Source organism: Myxococcus sp. CA056 (genome assembly GCF_013336715.1).
GTDB lineage: Bacteria > Myxococcota > Myxococcia > Myxococcales > Myxococcaceae > Myxococcus > Myxococcus llanfairpwllgwyngyllgogerychwyrndrobwllllantysiliogogogochensis.
The window spans coordinates 467,866-487,686 of record NZ_JABUMT010000005.1 but is presented as its reverse complement, the minus strand read 5'-3'; the positions used below and the strand labels follow the sequence as shown (position 1 = coordinate 487,686).

General features: G+C 68.5%; 13 protein-coding genes. 6 read left to right on the top strand and 7 right to left on the bottom strand.

What is annotated here, in order from left to right; genetic code table 11:
• Positions 1-55: 55 nt before the first annotated feature.
• A complete protein-coding gene (locus tag HUA76_RS24110; RefSeq protein WP_174462187.1) occupies positions 56-1,804 on the bottom strand; it encodes a SulP family inorganic anion transporter in 1,749 nt (582 codons plus the stop codon).
• Positions 1,805-2,018: 214 nt separating this feature from the next.
• Between HUA76_RS24110 and HUA76_RS24105 the strand changes: the two genes are divergently transcribed.
• From HUA76_RS24105 to HUA76_RS24095, 3 genes are all read left to right on the top strand, one after another.
• Complete coding sequence (locus HUA76_RS24105) at positions 2,019-2,735, top strand: outer membrane beta-barrel protein (protein ID WP_174455442.1); 717 nt, start codon at positions 2,019-2,021, stop codon at positions 2,733-2,735.
• Between the two features lie 148 nt (positions 2,736-2,883).
• The gene (locus HUA76_RS24100; RefSeq protein ID WP_174455441.1) at positions 2,884-4,719 is read left to right on the top strand and encodes an aspartate:alanine exchanger family transporter; all 1,836 of its coding nucleotides are present in this window, start codon (positions 2,884-2,886) and stop codon (positions 4,717-4,719) included.
• Positions 4,720-4,728: 9 nt separating this feature from the next.
• Positions 4,729-5,649, top strand: a complete 921-nt coding sequence (locus tag HUA76_RS24095; RefSeq protein WP_174455440.1) for an HAD family phosphatase — start codon at positions 4,729-4,731, stop codon at positions 5,647-5,649.
• Between the two features lie 60 nt (positions 5,650-5,709).
• Here the strand turns inward: HUA76_RS24095 and HUA76_RS24090 are convergent, their stop codons facing one another.
• The gene (locus HUA76_RS24090) at positions 5,710-6,531 is read right to left on the bottom strand and encodes a neuromedin U (RefSeq protein WP_254614456.1); all 822 of its coding nucleotides are present in this window, start codon (positions 6,529-6,531) and stop codon (positions 5,710-5,712) included.
• A 179-nt stretch (positions 6,532-6,710) separates the two neighbouring features.
• Positions 6,711-8,039: a DUF1254 domain-containing protein gene (locus HUA76_RS24085; RefSeq protein ID WP_174462185.1), complete on the bottom strand. Its 1,329-nt coding sequence runs from the start codon at positions 8,037-8,039 to the stop codon at positions 6,711-6,713.
• A gap of 302 nt (positions 8,040-8,341) precedes the next feature.
• On the opposite strand from HUA76_RS24085, the gene HUA76_RS24080 reads away from it, so the two are divergent.
• Both HUA76_RS24080 and HUA76_RS24075 read left to right on the top strand, forming a co-directional pair.
• Positions 8,342-10,219, top strand: a complete 1,878-nt coding sequence (locus HUA76_RS24080; protein WP_174462184.1) for a SulP family inorganic anion transporter — start codon at positions 8,342-8,344, stop codon at positions 10,217-10,219.
• 120 nt (positions 10,220-10,339) lie between these two features.
• Entirely contained in the window at positions 10,340-13,249 is a 2,910-nt protein-coding gene (locus tag HUA76_RS24075) for a patatin-like phospholipase family protein (protein WP_174462183.1), read from the top strand.
• Positions 13,250-13,258: 9 nt separating this feature from the next.
• Here HUA76_RS24075 and HUA76_RS24070 read toward each other — a convergent pair whose 3' ends face one another.
• From HUA76_RS24070 to aspD, 4 genes are all read right to left on the bottom strand, one after another.
• The gene (locus HUA76_RS24070; RefSeq protein WP_174455435.1) at positions 13,259-14,149 is read right to left on the bottom strand and encodes a bile acid:sodium symporter; all 891 of its coding nucleotides are present in this window, start codon (positions 14,147-14,149) and stop codon (positions 13,259-13,261) included.
• Positions 14,150-14,268: 119 nt separating this feature from the next.
• Positions 14,269-15,420 carry a hypothetical protein gene (locus HUA76_RS24065; protein WP_174462182.1) on the bottom strand — a complete coding sequence of 384 codons (1,152 nt, stop codon included), beginning with the start codon at positions 15,418-15,420 and terminating at the stop codon, positions 14,269-14,271.
• Between the two features lie 33 nt (positions 15,421-15,453).
• On the bottom strand, positions 15,454-16,611 hold the full coding sequence (locus HUA76_RS24060; protein WP_174462181.1) for a type II asparaginase: 1,158 nt from the start codon (positions 16,609-16,611) through the stop codon (positions 15,454-15,456).
• Between the two features lie 35 nt (positions 16,612-16,646).
• The gene (aspD, locus tag HUA76_RS24055) at positions 16,647-18,320 is read right to left on the bottom strand and encodes an aspartate 4-decarboxylase (RefSeq protein WP_174462180.1); all 1,674 of its coding nucleotides are present in this window, start codon (positions 18,318-18,320) and stop codon (positions 16,647-16,649) included.
• A gap of 274 nt (positions 18,321-18,594) precedes the next feature.
• Between aspD and HUA76_RS24050 the strand changes: the two genes are divergently transcribed.
• On the top strand, positions 18,595-19,629 hold the full coding sequence (locus HUA76_RS24050) for a formylglycine-generating enzyme family protein (RefSeq protein ID WP_174455431.1): 1,035 nt from the start codon (positions 18,595-18,597) through the stop codon (positions 19,627-19,629).
• The last annotated feature ends 192 nt before the right edge of the window (positions 19,630-19,821 follow it).

The following is a 19,821-nucleotide window of genomic DNA, read 5'->3' as shown; positions in this document are numbered from 1 at the left end:
AGCCCTTCAGCGCGCGCCTGGCGGGCAGCCAACCAAGGCCCCGCTGAGCCGCGCGTCAGTGGGAGGCGGGGGGCGAAGGTGGCTCGGACTCGGGGCTCGTGCCTGGTCCGCGTTTCTGGAAGCGGGCCACGGCGGCCTCGACGGTGAGATAGACGTTCTCCTCGCCCAGCCGCTCCATCATCCCCGTGCGACGCAGCATCCCGCGCAGCGGCGCGTTCGCATCCGCGATGACCAGGACGATGCCCTGGGCCTCCAACTCGCGGCGCAGCTTCTCCAGGCCGTCGGCGGCGGTGACGTCCAGGTCGAACACCGCGCTCGCGTCCAACACGACTTCCTTCACGGGGGGCTTCGCCCGAGCGACCAGCGCGCGAAGCTGCTCCCGGAGGTGGCGGGCATTGGCGAAGAACATGGGCGCGTCGAAGCGATAGACGAGGAGGCCCGGAATCGTGTGCGTGCCCGTGTGTCGGCTGACGTCGTGCCAGCCGGGCACGCCTTCACGCTCGCCCAGGACAGCGTCGTGCGGGTGCGCCGCGCGACGGATGAGGTCGCCCAGGGCCAGCGCCACGGCGATGAGGATGCCCTGGAGGATGCCCAGCACCAACACGCCGAGCGTCGTCACCACCGCGAGCACCGCTTCCACGCGCCGCACCCGCCACAGAGCGACGACGGCGGCCACATCCATCAGGTACACCGCCGCGACGATGACGATGCCCCCGAGCGTCACCAGCGGGAGGTTCTTGAGCAGCGGCGTGAGGAAGAGCGCGAACACGGTGACCAGCACGGCGGCGACGACCCCCACCAGCTGTGACTTGCCGCCCATGGCGTCATTGACCGCGGTGCGCGAGTCGCTCCCTGTCACCGGGAACCCCTGCGTGAAGGCATTGGCCAGGTTCGCGGCCGCCTGCCCGAGGAACTCCTGGTTGCCGTCCAGGTGGTACCGGTGCTTGTCCGCGTAGAGGCGGCCGGTGAGCACGGAGCCGGCGTAGTTGACCAGCGCGAGGCTCAGCGCGGCCGGGAGCAGGACCCGGACATCGGAGAAGCCCACCGAGGGCAGGCCCAGGGACGGCGGTGCGGCGGCGACGGGCCCGACGACCTTCACCCCTCCGTGATGGAGCTGGAACACCTCCGCGGCCACGGTGGTGAGCACCACGAGGATAAGAGGCCCGGGCAGCTTCGGCAGGAAGCGCCGCAGGAGCACGAGGACGACGATGATTCCCAGCCCGAGCAGCAGCGTGGGCAGATGCGTCTTTCCCAGGTTCTGCCCCACCTCCAGCACCTGCCCCGGAAAGTCGTTGGCCTTGCGCTCCAGGCCGAACATCCGCGCCAGCTGGCTGCCGATGATGATGAGCGCCGCGCCGTTGGTGTAGCCGATGAGGATGGGTTTGGAGAGGAAGTCCGCGAGCGCGCCCGTCTTGAACAGCCCGGCCGCCAGGCTGATGAGGCCCACCATCAACGCCAGGAGCGCGGCGAGCGAGGCGTAGCGGGCGGGGTCCGTGCCCGCGACACCCGCCAGCGCGCTCGCGGCGATGATGGCGGCACCCGCCTCCGGTCCGAGCAGCATGTGTCGGGAGGGCCCGAACAGCGCATAGGCCAGCATGGCGATGGCGCCCGCGTACAACCCGGCGACAGGCCTGACGCCGACGATCTGCGCGTAGGCCAGCCCTTGTGGCACCAGCATGGCGCCAATGGTCAGCGCGGAGAGCAGGTCCGGACGCAGCCAGGACTTCTGATAGCCCCGCACCCAGCGCAGTCCCGGAACGAACCGCCGCGCGCTTCGCCATCCGTCTGTCGCCGTGAGCTTCATCGTCTCGTCTCGCTCCGGTGGGAACCCGCGCTCTGACGGTGCGTCGCCCGTGAATCGTCCGCATGGGCTTCCGGGGAGGGGCAGGCGCCCGGCGGGGCTTCTGCTCGAAGGACGACGGACAAGCCCCACGTGAGGGAGCGACGAGCCCGAAGCGCTCCGGGCCCGCGCGTGGCCACGTCCCCAGCTTCATCCGACTCAGTCAGGAGGACGTCTCATGTCTCGGTTCTTCGTCATGTCCCTGATGCTGACCACGCTGCTCACCGCTCCGCCCGCCCTGGGAGGTGCGTTGAGACAGGCGGCCGAATCCAAGGAGGACTTCATCGAACAGGAGCCACCCGTGGCTGGCAGCTTCACGTTCAACCTGGGCGTGGGCGTCGTCTTCCCACTCTTTGAAACCCACAGCCGGTTCAAGGAGGGCTGGGGATTCCTGCTCGGCGCGGGCTACCACCTCACCGAGCGCGTCAGCCTCCACGCGGAATACCAGTACAGCGACTACGACGTGAAAGAGGGCCTGCTGGCGGACACCAGCCTCTCCGGCGACCACATCATGCAGTACGGAGATCTCAACCTGCTCATCGGCGTCGCGCCGAAAGGACGGTTCGGTCTCTACATCACCGGTGGCCCGGGCCTGTACTACCGCAAGGTGGAGCTCACCCAGTTCGCGGGCGCGGCGCTCGTCCCGGTCTGCGACCCGTGGTTGCTCTACTGCACCAGCGACGTCGTCCCGGTGGACACCGTCATCGGCTCGCGCAGCACGACGGACTTCGGGTTGAACGGCGGTGTGGGCGTCTCCTATCGCGTCTACGGCCCGATGCGCGTCTATCTGGAAGCGCGCTACCACTACATCTTCGGCCCTGAGTACGACACGCCGACGGGCTCGCGACGGGCGAACGGCCAGTACCTGCCCATCAACCTGGGCGTCCGCTTCTGAGGCCCGCGCCATGACGCCCCGGAGGCCCCGGCGTCCCCGGCGGCCTCCCGGGGCGGGCGCACGATTCCACGCCCGCCTCCCCCCGCGGGGCTCCTCCTGAGAGGAGGGCCACGCACTACCCTGGATTGATATCTGGAGGGACGCTCGCATGAGAAGCCAAGCGCGCCATGCCGCCATTCTCGCAGGAGCCGCCGTCGTCGGGCTGGCTGTCATCGCCTTCGCACAGGGACAGCCGCCGCCTGCCATGCAGCCGCATCCCCACGGCGTCTTCGGCGCCATCCTGGACTACCTGCGCCGTCAGCCCTTCATCCTGCTGTTCCTCGTCGTGGCCGCGGGTTACGCGCTCGGTGAGGTGAAGGTGAAGGGCGTGGGCATGGGCTCCACGGCCGCGACCTTGCTGCTCGCCCTCATCGTCAGCTTCTGGGCCTTCCAGGCCTACAACATCGAGTACACCCTGCCGGAGTTCACCAGCACGGTGTTCTTCAATCTCTTCATCTTCGCCATCGGCATGAAGGTGGGGCCCCAGTTCCTCGGCGGTATCCACCGGGAGGGCAAGCACCTCATCATCCTGGCGCTGCTGGTACCGCTGCTGTCGTCGGCGCTCGTCTATGCGTCGCGCTTCTTCACGCACCTGGCGCCGGGGTTGCTGGCGGGTATCCTCTCGGGTGCGAACACGGCCACCCCGGGTTTCGGCGCGGCGCAGGCGGCGCTGGCCAGTGGCTCCGCGGCCCTGTCCGGGGAAGCCGCGCGCCAGGCACCGGGCAACCTCACCACGTCCTACGCGTTCCTCTACTGCATCAGCATGGTTGTCTTCACCGTGTTGATGTCGGTGATGCCGAAGATGTTCGGCAAGGACGCGGTGGCGGACGGCAAGGCGATGGAGAAGGAGCTGGCGGGCGAGGACTCCGCGCCGCTGCCGGGCACCGCGGACTCGTTCATCCGGGGCTACATGCCGTTGGACCTGCGGGTCTTCCGGGTGGAGAACCCGGCGCTGGAGGGGCGCACGGTGGCGGACCTGGACCATGCGCATCCGCGGGTCGCCATCGAGCGCATCTACCACAAGGGGCGCGTCTACAACCCGCCGCCGGACCTGGTGCTCAGTCGCGGTGACGAGGTGGCGATGCTCGGCCCCGTCTCGCTGCTCCTGGCGGGCGGGCCGCGCATCGGGCCGGAGGTGGACGACTCGAAGCTGCGGAACGTGAAGTTCGACACGGTGGAGTTCATCGTCCACAACAAGGACGTCATCGGGAAGACGCTGGGGGAGCTGGCGCTGCGGATGGGCCAAGGCATCTACCTCAACGCGCTCTTCCGGGCGGGTGACCAGCTTCCGGTGAGCCAGGACCAGGCGGTCAACAAGGGTGACGTGCTGCGCATCACCGGCAGCCCCAAGCGGGTGGCGGAGCTGGGCAAGGTGCTGGGGCCGCCGGTGAAGCCCAGCCTGTCCACGGACATCATCACGCTGGGCCTGGGGCTCGCCGCGGGTGCGCTGCTGGGCGCCATCACGGTCCCCATGTTCGGCATCCAGTTCAGCCTGGGCTCCGCGGTGGGGCTGCTCGTCGTCAGCATCGGGTTGAGCATCTTGCGAACGCACAACCCGGCGCTCGGCGGTCCGTTCCCGGAGTCCGCGCGTCAGCTGCTCGAGGATGTCGGGCTGAACGTCTTCATCGCCATCCTGGGGTTGAACTCGGGAGCGGGCGTGGCGCACGCCATCGCGGGCGGTCTGCTGGTGCCCACGCTCGTCATCGGCTCCATCGCGGCCTTCGTTCCTCCCATCATCGGGTGGATGGTGGGCCAGTACATCTTCAAGATGAACAGCGCCGTGTTGATGGGCGCCATCGCCGGAGCGCGCTGCAACAGCGCCGGCATGAGGGCCGCACAGGAGGCGTCGAAGAGCATCGTCCCGGCGATCGGCTATCCGGTGACGTTCGCCATCTCGAACCTGCTGCTCACCCTCATCTGTTACATGTTCGCCCTGATGGGCTGAGAGAAAGCCATGAGCGCTCCCCTTCCCTCCTGGAATGACGGCGCGGCGCGCAGGGCGCTGCTGGACTTCGTCGATGCGGTGACCACGGACGGGGCGTCCAGCTTCGTTCGGCCGGAGGACCGGGTCGCGGTCTTCGACAACGACGGCACGCTCTGGTCGGAGCAGCCCATGTACGTGCAGGCCCACTTCGTCGTGGACCGGGTCCGGGAGCTGGTGCCCGCACATCCGGAGTGGCGCAAGCAGCAACCCTTCCAGGCGCTCATCGAGGGGGACGAAGAGGCGCTGCGCAAGCTCACGGAGCATGACGCCGCGGCGCTCGTCGCGGCCACCCATGCGGGGATGACCACGGGGGAGTTCTCCCGGACGGCGAAGGCGTGGCTGGCGACCGCGAAGCATCCGCGCTTCCAGCGGCCCTTCACCCACTGCATCTACCAGCCGATGCTGGAGCTGTTGGAGCTCCTGCGGACGCATGGGTTCGACCTGCACATCGTCTCGGGTGGAGGCATCGACTTCCTGCGGGCTTTCAGCGAGGAGACGTACGGCATCCCCTCGTCGCATGTGATTGGGAGCAGCGGGAAGACACACTTCGACCTGCGGGACGGCCAGCCCGTGCTGGTGAAGCTGCCTGGCCTCACCAGCCTCGACGATGGCGAGGGCAAGCCCATCAACATCCACCTGCACATCGGGAAGCGGCCGGTGCTGGCGTTCGGCAACTCGGACGGGGATCTCCAGATGCTGCAGTACGCGGGCTCGGGTGATGGACCTCGGCTGAGGTTGCTGCTCCACCACGACGACGCGGAGCGGGAGTACGCGTATGACCGCGAGGCGAAGACGGGGCGACTGGACCGGGCACTGGATGTCGCGGGGAAGGACGGGTGGACGGTGGTGAGCATGCGCTCGGACTGGAACCAGGTGTTTCCCCAGGGCTGACGGAGCATGTGGGTCAAGGCTCGCCCGCCCGGGAGCATGCCAGCACGCATCCACCTGACGTCAGTGCTTCTTGTTCAGCGGGAAGAGAAACGAGAGCTGGACGCGCAGCTGCCACTCGGCCGCGCCCGGCAGGTCGGGCCGAATGGCGTTATAGTACGCCGACACGGAGCCATTCAGGGCCTGCTTGCCCACGGTGAAGACCTTGCCCGCCCCCAGGCCGAAGGGAATGGTCCACTGCTCTCCCGAGGGCGCCTCCCAGTTCGCAGTGAGGATGGGCGCGGACGTCACATACCAACCCTTCGGAAGGTTGTAGCTGATGAAGTACTGGAGCAGCAGTTGGTTGACCGTCTCCCGCTCGTCGTCACCGAACACGGAGAACACGCTGTTCGCCAGCACTCCAATGGACCAGGGAGAGGGCTGAACCAGCGCCACCACGGACGGCCCGACACTCCACTTCCCCGTGCCCAGCGCATCCGCCGTCCCCGTGGGCAGCAGGAATGCCGGGCCGATCCCCCAGATGAAGAGGCCTGGCTCCTTCGGCGCCACGAAGAACGTGGCCGACGTGTCACCCAGACCGAACGTCCCCCCACTCCCCTCCGCCAGGTCCGGTTGATAGAGAATGGGCACGATGAGGCGCGCGATGACGTTGAAGTCGTGCGTCAGCGGCAACGGCACCACCGGCTGGATGTTGAGCGTGTTGCGGACCCGGTCCCCAGGGTCCACCCCCAGGTCCAGGTTGTTCTGGAGGGGCACGCTGATGAGCGAGGCCACCGGGTTCTGCACCGCCTTGGCCAGCTCCTGCTGATCCGCATCTCCTCCTGGCGGCGAGGGAGGCTGCTGCTCCTCCGCGGACGAAAGCAGTGGGGCCGACAGCAGCAGCATCACGGCCAACGCCCCGCCTCGACCCGCCCTCGGTGCTCGCATGTGCCCCCGCCCCGTGCCAGGAATGGCACCGAAGGGGATGTTCATCGGTGGGCGGCCCGGCAATGGAAGCCTCCCCACGGGGCATGCGCACCGCTTTGGACCGTGCGTTGGCAACCCTCGCCGGGAAGGCGACGCGCTCAGTCGCTCAGCGCATCGATCGCGGGCGGGACATACGCACCTCGCATCGCCGACTCGGTGGGGCCGTAGATGCGCAGGAGGACATAGAAGCGCCCATCGGGGATGGGCAGCCAGTTGGCCACGCGGTGGGGCTCGGGCGCCTCGTGCTGGAGGAAGAAGGAAATCGAGCCATCGCTCGACTTCTTCAAGTCACGAGACCTGTCCCCCATCGAGTACCGCTGGATGGGATTCTCCACCAGCATGCGAGTCTCACTGTCGTACGCCGTGAGCGACCAGAAGAACCGCGCGGGAGGCAGCGCGTCCGCGGTGAAGCGAAGCACGTACCGGCTCCGGCCTCCGTCCAGCAGGCGGTCCTCACCATCCAGGTGGGTGATGGGATAGACGGCCTCCTCGGCCGAGTTCGCGTAGATGTAGTTCCAGGCGACGCGCGCCCGCAGCAGGTAGTCGTCGCCGAACGCGCCCACCTTCGGGTCGGGCAGCTCCCAGCCGCGATGAAGCACGGGGCGCTGCTGGATGGCGCGGCGTGCCTCCTTCACTCCCTCCAGCATCGCGTCACGCACGGCCGGCGAGAGCGCCTGTGCATTCATGCGCGCCCCGGGCCGCACCCCGAGTCGCGCGAAGCGCGCCAGCAAGGACTGCTCCGCATCCGTGAACCGGTGCCACTGCATCATGAAGTTGACGTACTCGAACGCCTTCAGCGACGCGTCCGCCTTGTCGTCGAAGTACGGAGGCCACGCCACGGCGGGCAGCTTCGGCGCCGCCTGCTTCGTGAGTTCATGGAGCGGCGTCAGCCGGAACCGCTGCTGGAGCGCGGCCGCCGTGGACAGGTCCTCGGGTCCACTGACGCCGATGCGCAGCAGCGCCGCCACGAACATCGAGGCGGACCGGATGACGAGCGCGTCGCGCAGCGAGTCGGGCAACCCGCCGTCCCAGTCCGGTCCCGCGATGACGAAGCGCCGAGGGTCCGTCCCCGTGGCCCGCGTCCCGATGTACGGCAGATTGTTCGTCGTGATGTCGACCAACTGGACGCAGAAGTAGCGTCCGCTCAGCTCGGGCGTGTCCAGCACCACGGGCTCGCCACGCAGGTCGAGGTTCGCTTCCGAGTAGAGTGTGTCGTTGTTCGCGGAGACGACGTCGCGGTCCTTTGGCGTGAACAGCCGAGCGAAGTGCAGGAAGCGATTGGCCGGCCGGACCTGCGGTGAGTCCGGCAGGAAGCCCAGGGCGAACAGGCGGTAATGCTCCACCAGGGGCAGGCCGAAGACATAGGCGTCGCGCGCGAGGTCCTGGATCTCCTGGGGCGTCAGTCCCGACGTCGATGACTCCAACATGATGGCACCTCTCCTGGCGTGACGAGGTCAGCGCCCTCGCCCGCGCGGCTGGCTCACGTCCGGCAACCTGGGCCGGGGCTGATTCGCACGCAACAGTCCAAGAGGACCGGTGGCAAGGCGCCCGCTGCGGACGACTGGTCCAGCCCCACCCGCCCCGAATCGAGAGGCTTGCTCGTCCCCTCGCCCGGCCTCGAAGGACAGGACTGTCGACCTCATCGAATCCTTCGATTTCCCCCGCCTCGATTGTCAGACACCCCGACGCTCAGCAACGTGTGCGGGACACGACAGCCGGAGCGCCACGCATGCCGGAGAGCCATCATCCTCACAGCGCCGCAGCCCACTCCGTCGCACGCTTCCTGCCATTCCTATCCTGGCTTCCCAAGTGGCGGCCGAGCTCGCTCAAGCGGGACGTCGCGGCGGCGCTGACCATCACCGCGCTCCAGATTCCAGAGGCCATGGCCTACGCGGAGCTCGCGGGAGTGCCACCGCAGGCGGCCTTCTACGCGGGCCCGGTGGCCCTGGTGCTCTATGCCCTGCTGGGCACGTCACGCCAGCTCGTGGTCGCCATCTCCGCCACCGTCGCCGTGCTCTCCGCGTCCACGGTGGCCGCGCTCGCGCCTTCCGGTACGCCCCGCTTCATCGCGCTCACCGCCGCGCTGGCCATGCTCGCGGGCCTCATCTCCATCCTCGCCGGCGTGCTGAAGCTCGGGCGAATCGCGCAGTTCTTCTCGGAGTCGGTCCTCACCGGCTTCGTCTTCGGTCTCGCCCTGGTCATCGCCATCAAACAGGTGCCCAAGCTGCTCGGCCTCGAAGCCGGGAGCGGCAACTTCTTCGAGCGGCTGTGGAACCTGGTGACCCACCTGGGCCAGACACACCCGCTCACGCTCGTCGTCGGCGTGGCGAGCCTCGCGGTGTTGGTCCTCCTGGGCAAGCTGCTGCCGCGCCTGCCCGCGTCCCTCGTCGTGCTGGTGCTGGGCACCGTGGTCGTCGGGGTGCTCGGCCTTCAAGGGCGGGGCGTGAAGGTGGTGGGCGACATTCCCTCCGGCCTGTCGGGCCCCTCCATTCCAGACGTGGGCCTGGGAGACCTCTTGAAGCTGATGCCCGGTGCGTTCGGCATCGCGCTGGTGGCGTTCGCGGAGGCCATTGGACCCGCCCGGGTGCTCGCGTCGAAGCACCGCTATGAAGTGGACCCGAACCAGGAGCTCATCGGCCTGGGCGCGGCGAACCTGGGCGCCGGCCTCTTCCGCGGTCTGTCCGTGGGATGCAGCCTGTCCAAGTCCGCCGCCAATGACGCGGCGGGGGCTCGCACGCAGATGTCCAGCCTGCTCGCGGCCGCCATCCTCGCGCTGGTGGCGCTCTTCTTCACGCCGCTGTTCCGCACGCTGCCGGAGGCCACCCTGGCCGCCATCGTCGTGCTGGCCACCGTGGGGATGATGGACGTCAAGGAGATGCGCCGCCTCTTCAAGCTGCGCCGCACGGACTTCTTCCTCGCGGCGGGCGCGCTCCTCAGCGTACTCGTGCTCGAGGTGCTGCCAGGCCTGCTGGTCTCCGTGGGCCTCTCCGTGGCGCTCCTCGTCTGGCGCGCCAGCCAGCCCCGCGTCAGCGAGCTGGGACGCGCGCCGGGCACGCTGGACTTCGCGGACGTGCGGCGTGACCCCGCCCCGCTCACCGTGCCCGGGCTGCTGATGATTCGCCCCAACGAGGGCATCTTCTTCGCCAACGCCACGTCCCTCCGGGACGCCATCATCGGCCGGGTGGACAGCGCGACCTCGCCCGTTCACGCCGTGCTGCTGGACCTGGAAGTCACCGCGGACCTCGACGTGCCCGGCGCGGACATGCTCGCCGCGCTGAAGGAATCACTCGAGCACCGCGAAATCACGCTGATGCTCTCCCGCGTACTCGGGCCCACCCAGCGCATGCTGGACCGGACCGGCGTGACGGAGCACATCGGCGCGAAGAACATCCACCCGCAGACCTTGAACGGCGTCGTGGAGTACCTGTCACATCGGACCCACCACGCGAAGGCCGAATGGTCGCTCGTGCGAGACGGCCTCCATCGCTTGAATGCCCTGGTGGAAGAGGCCATCCCCGCAGCCGAGGAAGACGGCGACCGGCGACGGCTGGAAGCGCTGCGCCAGAAGCTGGCTCGGATTGACGACGGCTCATCGTCACGCGAGTAGTCGCCCGCCCTCCTCACGGCCGCCCCCTGGGACGCATTCCCAGACGCAACGGTGATATTCTGGACAGGTCGTACTAGCCAGAACTCATCGGACGGCCCGGCCTGTCCACCGAGGGGGCCCATGAGCAAGCGACGCCCGAGCCAGCGCAGTCAAAACGCGATGAAGCAACGAGCCGGGGCCGCCCTGCCCTCGGGTGCCGCCGCCGGAACCAACGACGTCCTGCTCACGGTGCCGGGCGTGACGCGAGACGCACCGCGCGCCCCCGCGTGGGTCACCTATCTCGAGAAGCGGCTCGCGACGGTCATCGCGCTGCTGGCGGCGGGCCTCGCGCTGACCAACCTGCCGCAGGTCCACAACATCGTGCTCCAGTTGCCGGGCATGGCGTCACTGCGGGCGGGCGGCTCCGCGCTGATGGCCGTGACGTTCTGGGCGTATGTCGTGCTGCTCGGCGCCTTCTTCTTCCTGAGCGCGATGTGGGTCTTCGTTCCGCGCGAGGGCTTTCCCCGGTGGATGGAGCACCGGAACCTCGTCAGCCGGGCGACGCTCGCGCTGTGTCGGAGGCTGGTGGCGTGGGCCCGCTTCCCCCTGGCGTTCCCCGCCCCGGAGCGCCGGACGCCGCGAGCCCTGCTGTACGGCGGCTTTGTCGTGGCGGGCCTCGCGCTGGGACTCGTGGGTTTTCTGGGGCTGCTGCCGGCGCCGTGGAAGGCACGTGACTCGGGGCCGGGCCTCGTGGCCGCGCTCACGGTGGCGGTGGGCCTGCTCGGGCTCCTCGGCCCGAGGCTCCTCGCGTGGAGGCCCTCGCTGCGCGTCCTGGCGGAGGTCGTCACGCGGGGACTGGTGATGTCGTTGGGCTCGTACTTCCTGGCGGAGTTGCTCTGGGGCTTCTTCATCCCGACGATTCCCGAGGCCAGCTTCCGGCTCTACACCATCTGGGCCATCTACCATCTGCTCTTCGTGATTCTGTGCGCGGCGCGCGCGCTCGACCTGGTGGAGAACGTGGTCCAGCGCGCCGTGCTCGCCCTCGCGCTGCTGGGCTCCGGAGTCGTCGTCGTGGGGCTGCTGGACCGGCAGGAATCCCTCCAGTCCCTGCCCCTGGCCGAAGGCAAGTCCATGAGTGAGGACGCCCTCTTCACCCGGTGGGTCGACACGGCGAATCGAAGACTCGACTTGATGTGCGACGGCCCCGTGGTCTTCGTCTCCGCCGCGGGAGGCGGCTCGCGAGCGGCCATCTTCGCCATGCTCACGCTGGAGAGCCTGAGCCGGATGCAGGTGAAGGCCCCCGACGCCACCACGGAGCGCTGCCGCGCGCAGTCCCTGGCCGACCATGTCCTCTTCATCAGCAGCGTCTCCGGTGGCAGCGTCGCCAGCGCGCACTTCTCCCACCGACTGGCCGCGGGCACCCTGGGGGCGACCGTTCCCGCGGACGTTCCCCTCAAGCACGCGCCTCGCGAGGAGCTCGCCTCCCACCTGATGAACGGGGCGTGTGGCCTGAAGGCGGAGCGCCTGTGGCCCCTGAGCAGCGACACCCTGGATGACATGTTCGTGGACTTCAACGCGCCCCTGCTGCGCGGCGTGGTGATGCCGGGGGTGAGCCGTGGCGGAGGGCTCGCGTCCTTCTGGTCGGACTACCTGGGCTGGCCCGCGAGCCTCCCCGACGACGGAAGTGTCCCCCTGCTCTTCATCAACACGGCCAGCGCTCGGACCGGAGGCCGCATCGTCACGGGCAAGCCGCCCCTGCCCGGCCGGCTGGTGAGTGACGGCACCCAGCCGGAGGCCCAGGCGCGATCCACGAGCGAGTTGACGACGACGGGAGACATCGCGCTCGCCGACGCGGTCCGCGCCTCCGCGAACTTCCCCTTCGTCGTCGACCTTCCGGAGGTCGTTGACGCCCAGGAGCACCGCGAGCCGCTCATCGACGGCGGCGTCTTCGACAACACCGGGCTGGACACCTTCGTCCTGCTGCTGCGGGGGCTCACCGACCCGGAGCGCTGGAAGACGAACCCCGCCGCGCGGGCCGCCATCGACCAGCTCTTCACGCAGCTCACGGACCGCGGCGTCCTCTTCGTGGAGATCGACTCGGGCGCGAAGCCGCCGTCGCTGGACGAGCGCGAGGCCTCCGTGGATGCCATCGGCACCCCACTGTCCGCCCTCTCGCGCGCCAGCCATGCCTTCGCGCGCGACATGGCCGACTACCAGAAGGCGGAGATAGGTCGCCTCCTCGCGAGCAAGCAGGTCCCCATGATGCAGACCCGCTACAACTACGGGGACGTGCAGCTGTCGGAGGACGCGAGCAAGGCACAGCGCGAGTGCGTGGAGGAGAACCAGGACGAGGTGATGACAGCCTGGGCCCTGGGGCCCAAGGACAAGGGGCGCCTGCTGGGCCAGTTCCTCTGGCAGGAAGAGAGCGCGAGCAACCTCATCGCCAGCCACATCAAGAACCTCCGGGGCGCGGCCCAGACGCAGCGCACCGTCGCGTTCGGGGCCATCCAGGACCCCGTCGCCATCCACGCCCATCCGTTGATGGAGAAGCTGAAGGACCCGCTCGCGAGGAAGCTCGCCGCGGAGATCACCCGACAGCTCGTCGAGGACCAGGTCTCCCTGCAGCGACAAGGCACCGCTCGCCTCTACAATCCCGACGCCCCGGCCGTGCAGGTCTTCTCCCAGGTCGACGCGAGCGCACCGGACCTCGCCACCAGCCTGGGGGATGGCCGCAAGGACGCGTGGGTCTACCTGGGCCAGTACCTGCCCGGATCCAACACGTGGCGCACCTGCTTCTACTGCAAGCCCTCCCAGACGGAGTGGTCCTTGTCGCCGCAGCAGTTCGTGGGCAGCACGCTGGAGAGCACCGTCCCCTCGCTCCTGAGGGACGAGCCCGCGACGGGAGAGCCGGCGGCGTACGGCAAGCCCCTGGGCGCCCTCGGCGTCGGGCAGCACGTCACCGTCAAGGAGGTCCAGGACTGGGGCAACCTGGGCTTCATCTGGGCGAAGGTGAGCATCAACCCCAAGGACTCCGCGCGGCTCAAGCGCTGAAGGGACACTTCAGGCTGGGACGCCGCCCGGGGGCACGCGCCGCGAGGACTCCGTGTCTCGCTGTCGCTTCACCCAGAACTTGTAGGGCGTCAGCGCGAGCAGGCGGATGACGATGTAGGCCCCCACCACGCCCGCGACCTCCAGGGCCCGGTAGTTCGGATAGCTCTGGATGATGATGGTCATCGCCAGCACCGGGTGCGCGAAGGCCGTGGCCAGGGCCACCGCCTTGCGGTCCTCCAGCCGGGGTCCCCCGGCCCAGTGTCCGAGCACGATGGAGATGGAGACGAGCACCACCAGCGCGAGGATGGCGAGCCACGCGATGTGGATGAGCCGGGGTCCGACGATGAAGAGCAGGACCACGGCCACGCAGAGCAACAGCACGCTGAACACCCGGCTGCACCACGGAGCCAGGGCCTTGGCCACGTTCGGAGCGTAGTACCGCACGGCGATGCCCACCGCGAGCGGCGGGAGGATCTTCACCGCCAGCAGGCGGAACACCAGCTCCGGGTTCGCCTTGAACTCGACGCCGAGCAGGCGGTCCACGCCCAGGACCCACGCGGGCACCGAGATGAGCGCGAACACGCTGAGCAGGAGCAGCAGGTTGATGGACGTTGAGGGATTCGCGCCCAGGGCCTTCGCCTGATTCACCTGCAGCGGCGCGCCTGGACAGACCGCCATCAACAGGATGGCGCTGGCCACCACCGTCGGAAGTCGGAAGACCTCCACCACCGCCAGGGCGACAAGGGGCACGACCAGCAGCACCACCAGCAGGGAGCGCACGTAGAGCGCGGGGCGCTCCAGGACGTGTCGAATCTCTCCGGGACGGCGCGCCAGTCCCTCGGTGAACATGAAGAGGGTCACGATGTTGCCCAGCACGAATGCGACCACGGACCTGAGCATGCTCGCCTCCTCTGCGGGCGGCGCGTGACTGGGCCCCCGCACAGGTATCTCCACCCCTGCCCCGTCGAGGGAGTCCAGGGCACCCGGGCACCCGGGCGCCTGCCCCGGCCCGCGACCGCTCAGCTCACGCTCTGACGGAGCTGGTGCACCACCGCGAGGAACTGGCGATCGAAAATCAGCAGGATGATGAGCGGCGCCGTCGCCGCCACGGCCACCGAGAGGAGCGAGCGCTGGTCCCACGGGAACAGCTTCATCCTCCGGGCGACCATGAAGGACGTGCCCAGGTCCGCCAGGGAGGAGAAGTCCGGTGAGCCCAGAGGGTCTGCGTCCGGCGCCCGACGGAACCACTTATCCTCGAACCGTCGCGAGTGGTGCGCGGCGACCGCCGAGAACCACGGGTCTCCCTGCCGCTTGGCGTGCACCAGTTGCCAGGAGAAGAACCCCAGGGGCGCGAACACTGCGATGCACGCGAGGACGGCGTAGAGGACCTGCGGCATGATGTATTCCAGCGGAGTCTGGGTGATGGCCGAGGCATTCGTCCGGAACGAATACGCCGCGACAGGGACCGCCACCGCGAAGACCACCGGCGCGAAGCTGCCCTGGCAGATGGAGAGGAACCCCAGCCCGCCCGACTGGTCCGGGTGGGTGGGAACCAGCCGGAGCGGGAGCCGTGAGACCCTCAAGAGGAAGACGCCCCATACGATGGCGCGCCACGCCCACCGGAACGCGAGAAAGCGCACCAGGGGCTGGCTCACGCACTGGTACCACCCTCCCGGGAGGGAAAGCCTGGGCGTGGGGTCCGACACGAAGAACCACTCCCGCGCCGGGTCCGGCGGGGACACGATCGCGAGCGCGATGACGATGCCCAGCAGCATCAGCTCGATGCTGCGAGCGTCGCGCCAGCGTGTCAGGCTCCGGGCACAGGCCTCGAACGACTCACGGCTCCGGTCCTCCACCAGGTTGGCGCGGAGGAACTGACGCGCCGCCACACAGACGCGGCAATCGATGTATGGCTCGGCCGCGACGATGACGGGCAGCGACAGCAGGAGCTCCGCATGCACCTGGAGCTCGGAGAACAGCAGGCGGGTGCTCTCCGGCCCCTGGAGCAGCGCGAGCAGCATCAGGGGCACCCACGTCACCAACGTGACGGAGACCGCGGCCCAAACGGCGTTGAACCCCGGCGGCCTGATGATGCGCAGGCCGCGCTCCAGTTCGAAGAACGGCCCACCCCTCACCAGGGAGAAGTCGGGAAGTGTGTGGGAGTCGGCCATGATGAATGGGGCCGGAGGCTCAATCCCCGGTCCTCAGTACTCCTCGAACATCCGCTGCACCTTGGTCGGGTCCTTCGTCTCCAGCAGGGCCAGCTGCAGCAGCACGCGCGACTTCGCCGGGTTCAGCTCTCCGGAGGCCACGAAGCCCTTCTGGTCGTCGTTGATTTCATTGTTGCGGAGGACGAGTCCGCTGGGCAGCCGCGTGCTGCGCACCACCACCAGGCCCCTCTTCACGTGCTTGGCCAGCGTGTCGAGCGCCGGCTGGGTCATGTTCCCATCCCCCACGCCCGCGATGACCAGCCCCTTGGCTCCATTCTTCACGGCGGAGTCGATGAGGTCCGGGCTCATGTTGGCGTGGGCGTAGAGGATGTCGACGCGGGGGAGCGTGTCCTTGCCGGTGACGGAGAACTCGGAGTCGACGGTGTGCTTCTTGTCCATCCTCTCGAACCAGTGGACGTCACCGGTGTTGACGACCCCCGCGGGGCCCCGGTTCGGGCTGCGGAAGGTCTCCACGTTGGTGGTGTTCGTCTTGGTGACGTTGCGAGCGGTGTGGATTTCGTCGTTGATGACAATCAGCACCCCGCGCCCCTTTGCCTCCGGGGACGCGGCCACCGCCACCGCGTTGTAGAGGTTGCCCGGCCCGTCCGCGCTGATGGCGGTGGCCGGACGCATGGAGCCCACGAGCACCACGGGCTTGTCGCTCTTGACGACCAGGTCCAGGAAGTACGCCGTCTCCTCCAGCGTGTCGGTGCCGTGCGTGACGACGACGGCGTCCACGTCCGGCGACGCGAGCAGCTCGTTGGTGCGCTTCGCGAGCTTCAGCCACACCGAGTCGTTCATGTCCTGGCTGCCGATGTTCGCCACCTGCTCACCGGTCAGCTTCGCCACCTTGTCCAGGTTGGGGACGGCCTTGATGAGGTCCTCGACCTTGAAGGCTCCGGACTTGTAGCCATACCCCTGCGGATTGGCCTGCGCCCCGGCGATGGTGCCGCCGGTGGCGAGGATGCGCACGGACGCCAGTTCCTTGGGGGCCTTCCCTGGCGCCGCCTGGGCACCGCTCGAGCCCGACGTGCCCTGCGACTCGCTGGAGTTCGTCGGCGGCCGCCCCTCCTGCGCGGCGATTCCCGCGCCTGTCAGCAGCAAGCCCAGCGCGGCCAGCAGCCCTCGCACCGTGTTCTTGGAACCGTTCATGGTGGACCTCGATTGGGGGTTGGCGTCACGGAAGCTCAGGAGTCCAGGCGGGTGCCCTTCCACTCCTGGATGGCGCGGATGACGATGTCCTTGAGGCTCTGGCCAATGCGCGGATAGTCGTCGTCATCCAGGTTCGCGAGCGACACGCGCGCCGACCACTCCGGCCCCTCGAAGCCGCTGCCGTTGAGCAGCACCACGCCGTGCTGGCGCGCCAGGGCGAGCACGATGTCGAGCGGATCGTGCCGCGACTCCGCGTACTCGACGAAGGCCTGCCCCACGTGCTTGCGCGCCCACACGTCCAGGTCGAGCGTCTGGTAGTACGACGTGCGCAGCGGATCGTCGGGCAGGTCGATGTCCAGCCCCTGATACAGCGCCGCGAGCCTGTCCCGGCAGATCTTCCGACAGCGCTTCTTGTACGTGTCGTCCTTGTCCAGCAAGGCGAACAGCGAGAAGAGCGACATCTGGAGCTGCTGCGGCAGGGACAGTCCCGCGGTGTGGTTCAGCGCGACGGCACGACTGTCGGCCACCATCCGGTCGATGAACTTCAGGCGCTCCGGTTCCAGCAAGATGGAGCCATACCGCTCGTTGAGCATCTCCCGCTGGGCCTCGGGCAGCCGGGCGATCATCCCGTCGACGATGTTGTCCTCGTGGAGCGCGACGACACCCAGGCGCCACCCCGTGCAGCCGAAGTGCTTGGAGTAGGAGTAGACCAGGAGCGTGTTGTGCGGCAGCTCCGCCGCCAGGGAGCGGAAGCCCTCGACGAAGGTGCCGTACACGTCGTCGGTGAGGATCAGCAGGTCGGGCCGCTTCTTCCGGACCAGGTCCACGAGCAGGTCCATCGACTCACGCCGCATGGCCGTCGCACCGGGGTTGCCCGGATGCACGACGAAGAACGCCTTGATGCGCGGATCCTCCAGCTTGCGCAGCTCCGAATCCGGGTACTGCCACGCGTGGCGGCCTTCCTCCGTCATCGCGCTCTGGCGGATGTCCACCGTGCGCAGGCCGAACTCCTCCAGGCGCGGAATCTCCAGGTAGGGCGTGAAGATGGGCGTGCCCAGGGCAATGGTGTCGCCCTTCTGGAGCAGGCCGTTCACCATCAGCGACCGGAAGATGTACGTCATGGCCGCGGTGCCACCCTCGACGGCGAACAGGTCGAACCGCCCTGGCGGCGGACGGCTGTCACACATCTCCTTGGCCAGGTAGGCCCGCACGATGCGCTCGCAGTGGACGAGCATCCGGTCCGGCACCGGATAGTTGTCGCCGATGGCCGCGTCGGTCAGCTCCCAGACGAACTTGTCCGCATCGAAGCCCAGCGTGGAGACGCCGTAGTCGAGCGCGTCGCGCAAGAGCCGGATGCCCGCGCTGTCCTCGCTCTCGTCGAGGAACTTGCGCAGCCGCGCGGCGATGCCCGGGGACTTCGGCATGCCGGCGAGCCCCACGTCCGGCTCGTTCCACGTGCGGCGGGACTCGCGCAGCGCGAACTGTCCCATCAGGAAGAACGCCTCGCGGGGCGTGGTGGCAATCCAGTTGGGGTTGCCGCGGCCCGCGTTGAGCATCACCGCCGCTCGCGTCTTCGCGGATTCATCCGCCAGCTCGATAAGCGTGTCCTTCAGCTCGAACGGACTGAGCTTGCGGAGCTCTTGCGTGTCGGGGGCATCCGCGTCCCGTGGGGCGCCCGTCTGCGTCTCGGTCGTCGTCTCCGTGCTCATATCCGTCTCGCTCCTGCGACGCCCCACCGGCTTGGGTGCTGTCGGTTCGGGTCGAACCACGTTGGCGAGAGGACTTTGTCCACGCGTGTACAGGCCGCCAATCCACGCGAGGACTCGCGCCGGGCGCTCGCAGGTCCGGGTGCTCGACCGCGGCGGCACGTCGCGAGCCCCGCCCTGGAGGGCCGGCTTGTCGTCCGGAACGGCGCCACCCAGCTTGCCCCATGGGGACCGGACACGTTCCCTCCTGGCGGGGTTCCAAGGAGCGAGGCGACGAATGAGCGGCACGGAGGTCGTTGGTGATGCCACGCCCCTGGAGGCGCGCGTCTCGCGCGCCGGCAACGAGGTCGTCACGGATGCGGCGCCCGGAGACGCACCGTTCCCGGGCATGGCGTGGATCCCCGGTGGCACGTACTGGATGGGCTCGGACCACCACTATCCGGAGGAGCGGCCCGCGCATCAGGTGACGGTGAGCGGATTCTGGATGGACCGCCACACGGTGACGAACGCCGACTTCGCGCGCTTCGTGGAGGCAACGGGTTACCTCACCGTGGCCGAGCGTCCGCTGAATCCGGACGACTTTCCGGGCGCGGCCCCGGAGCTGCTCGTGCCCGGCTCGCTCGTGTTTCGCAAGGCGGCCCAACGCGTGGACCTGAAGGACCTGTCCCAGTGGTGGGCCTATACCCCCGGCGCCTGCTGGAAGCAGCCGGAGGGACACGGCAGCACCTGGAAGGGCCTCGAGTCGCATCCCGTGCTCCACGTCGCCTACGAGGACGCGGAGGCCTATGCCGCCTGGGTCGGAAAGGCCCTGCCCAGCGAAGCGGAGTGGGAGCGCGCGGCCCGCGCGGGCCTGGACCGCAAGGTCTACGTCTGGGGCGACGAGTTCTCCCCTGGAGGCCAGCACATGGCCAACATCTGGCAGGGAGAGTTCCCCTGGCAAAACCTGAACACCGATGGTTTCGAGGGGACCTCGCCAGTGGGGACCTTCCCACCCAACGGGTACGGCCTGTTCGACATGGCGGGCAACGTCTGGGAGTGGACCACGGACTGGTTCCAGGAGCGGCACCAGGGCAACGGGGGCAAGGCGTGCTGCATCCCCGTCAATCCACGGGGCCCTCCGTCGAGCGGCAAGAGCCTGGACCCCTGCACGCCACAGGTGAAGATTCCGCGCCGCGTCCTCAAGGGCGGAAGCCACCTGTGCGCGTCCAACTACTGCTTGCGCTACCGACCCGCCGCACGTTCTCCGCAAGCCGTGGACAGTGGAACCACACACATCGGATTCCGATGTCTCGTCCGTGTTCCAGAAAAGTGACGCATCCTCGGAAACCACGAGCCGTTGGATGGAACCGCGGCAAACACGCCAGTTTCCGCCGGTTTGGGCACCCCCTGGTCGCGAACATGAAAGCCCTGCTAGTTTGCGCTCCCACTACAGACCTGTGTTATCAGCAGGCCCTGTTTCGCTCGCCAACTGCTGAAACAGTGAATCAGCCCAGGGGTATTACGA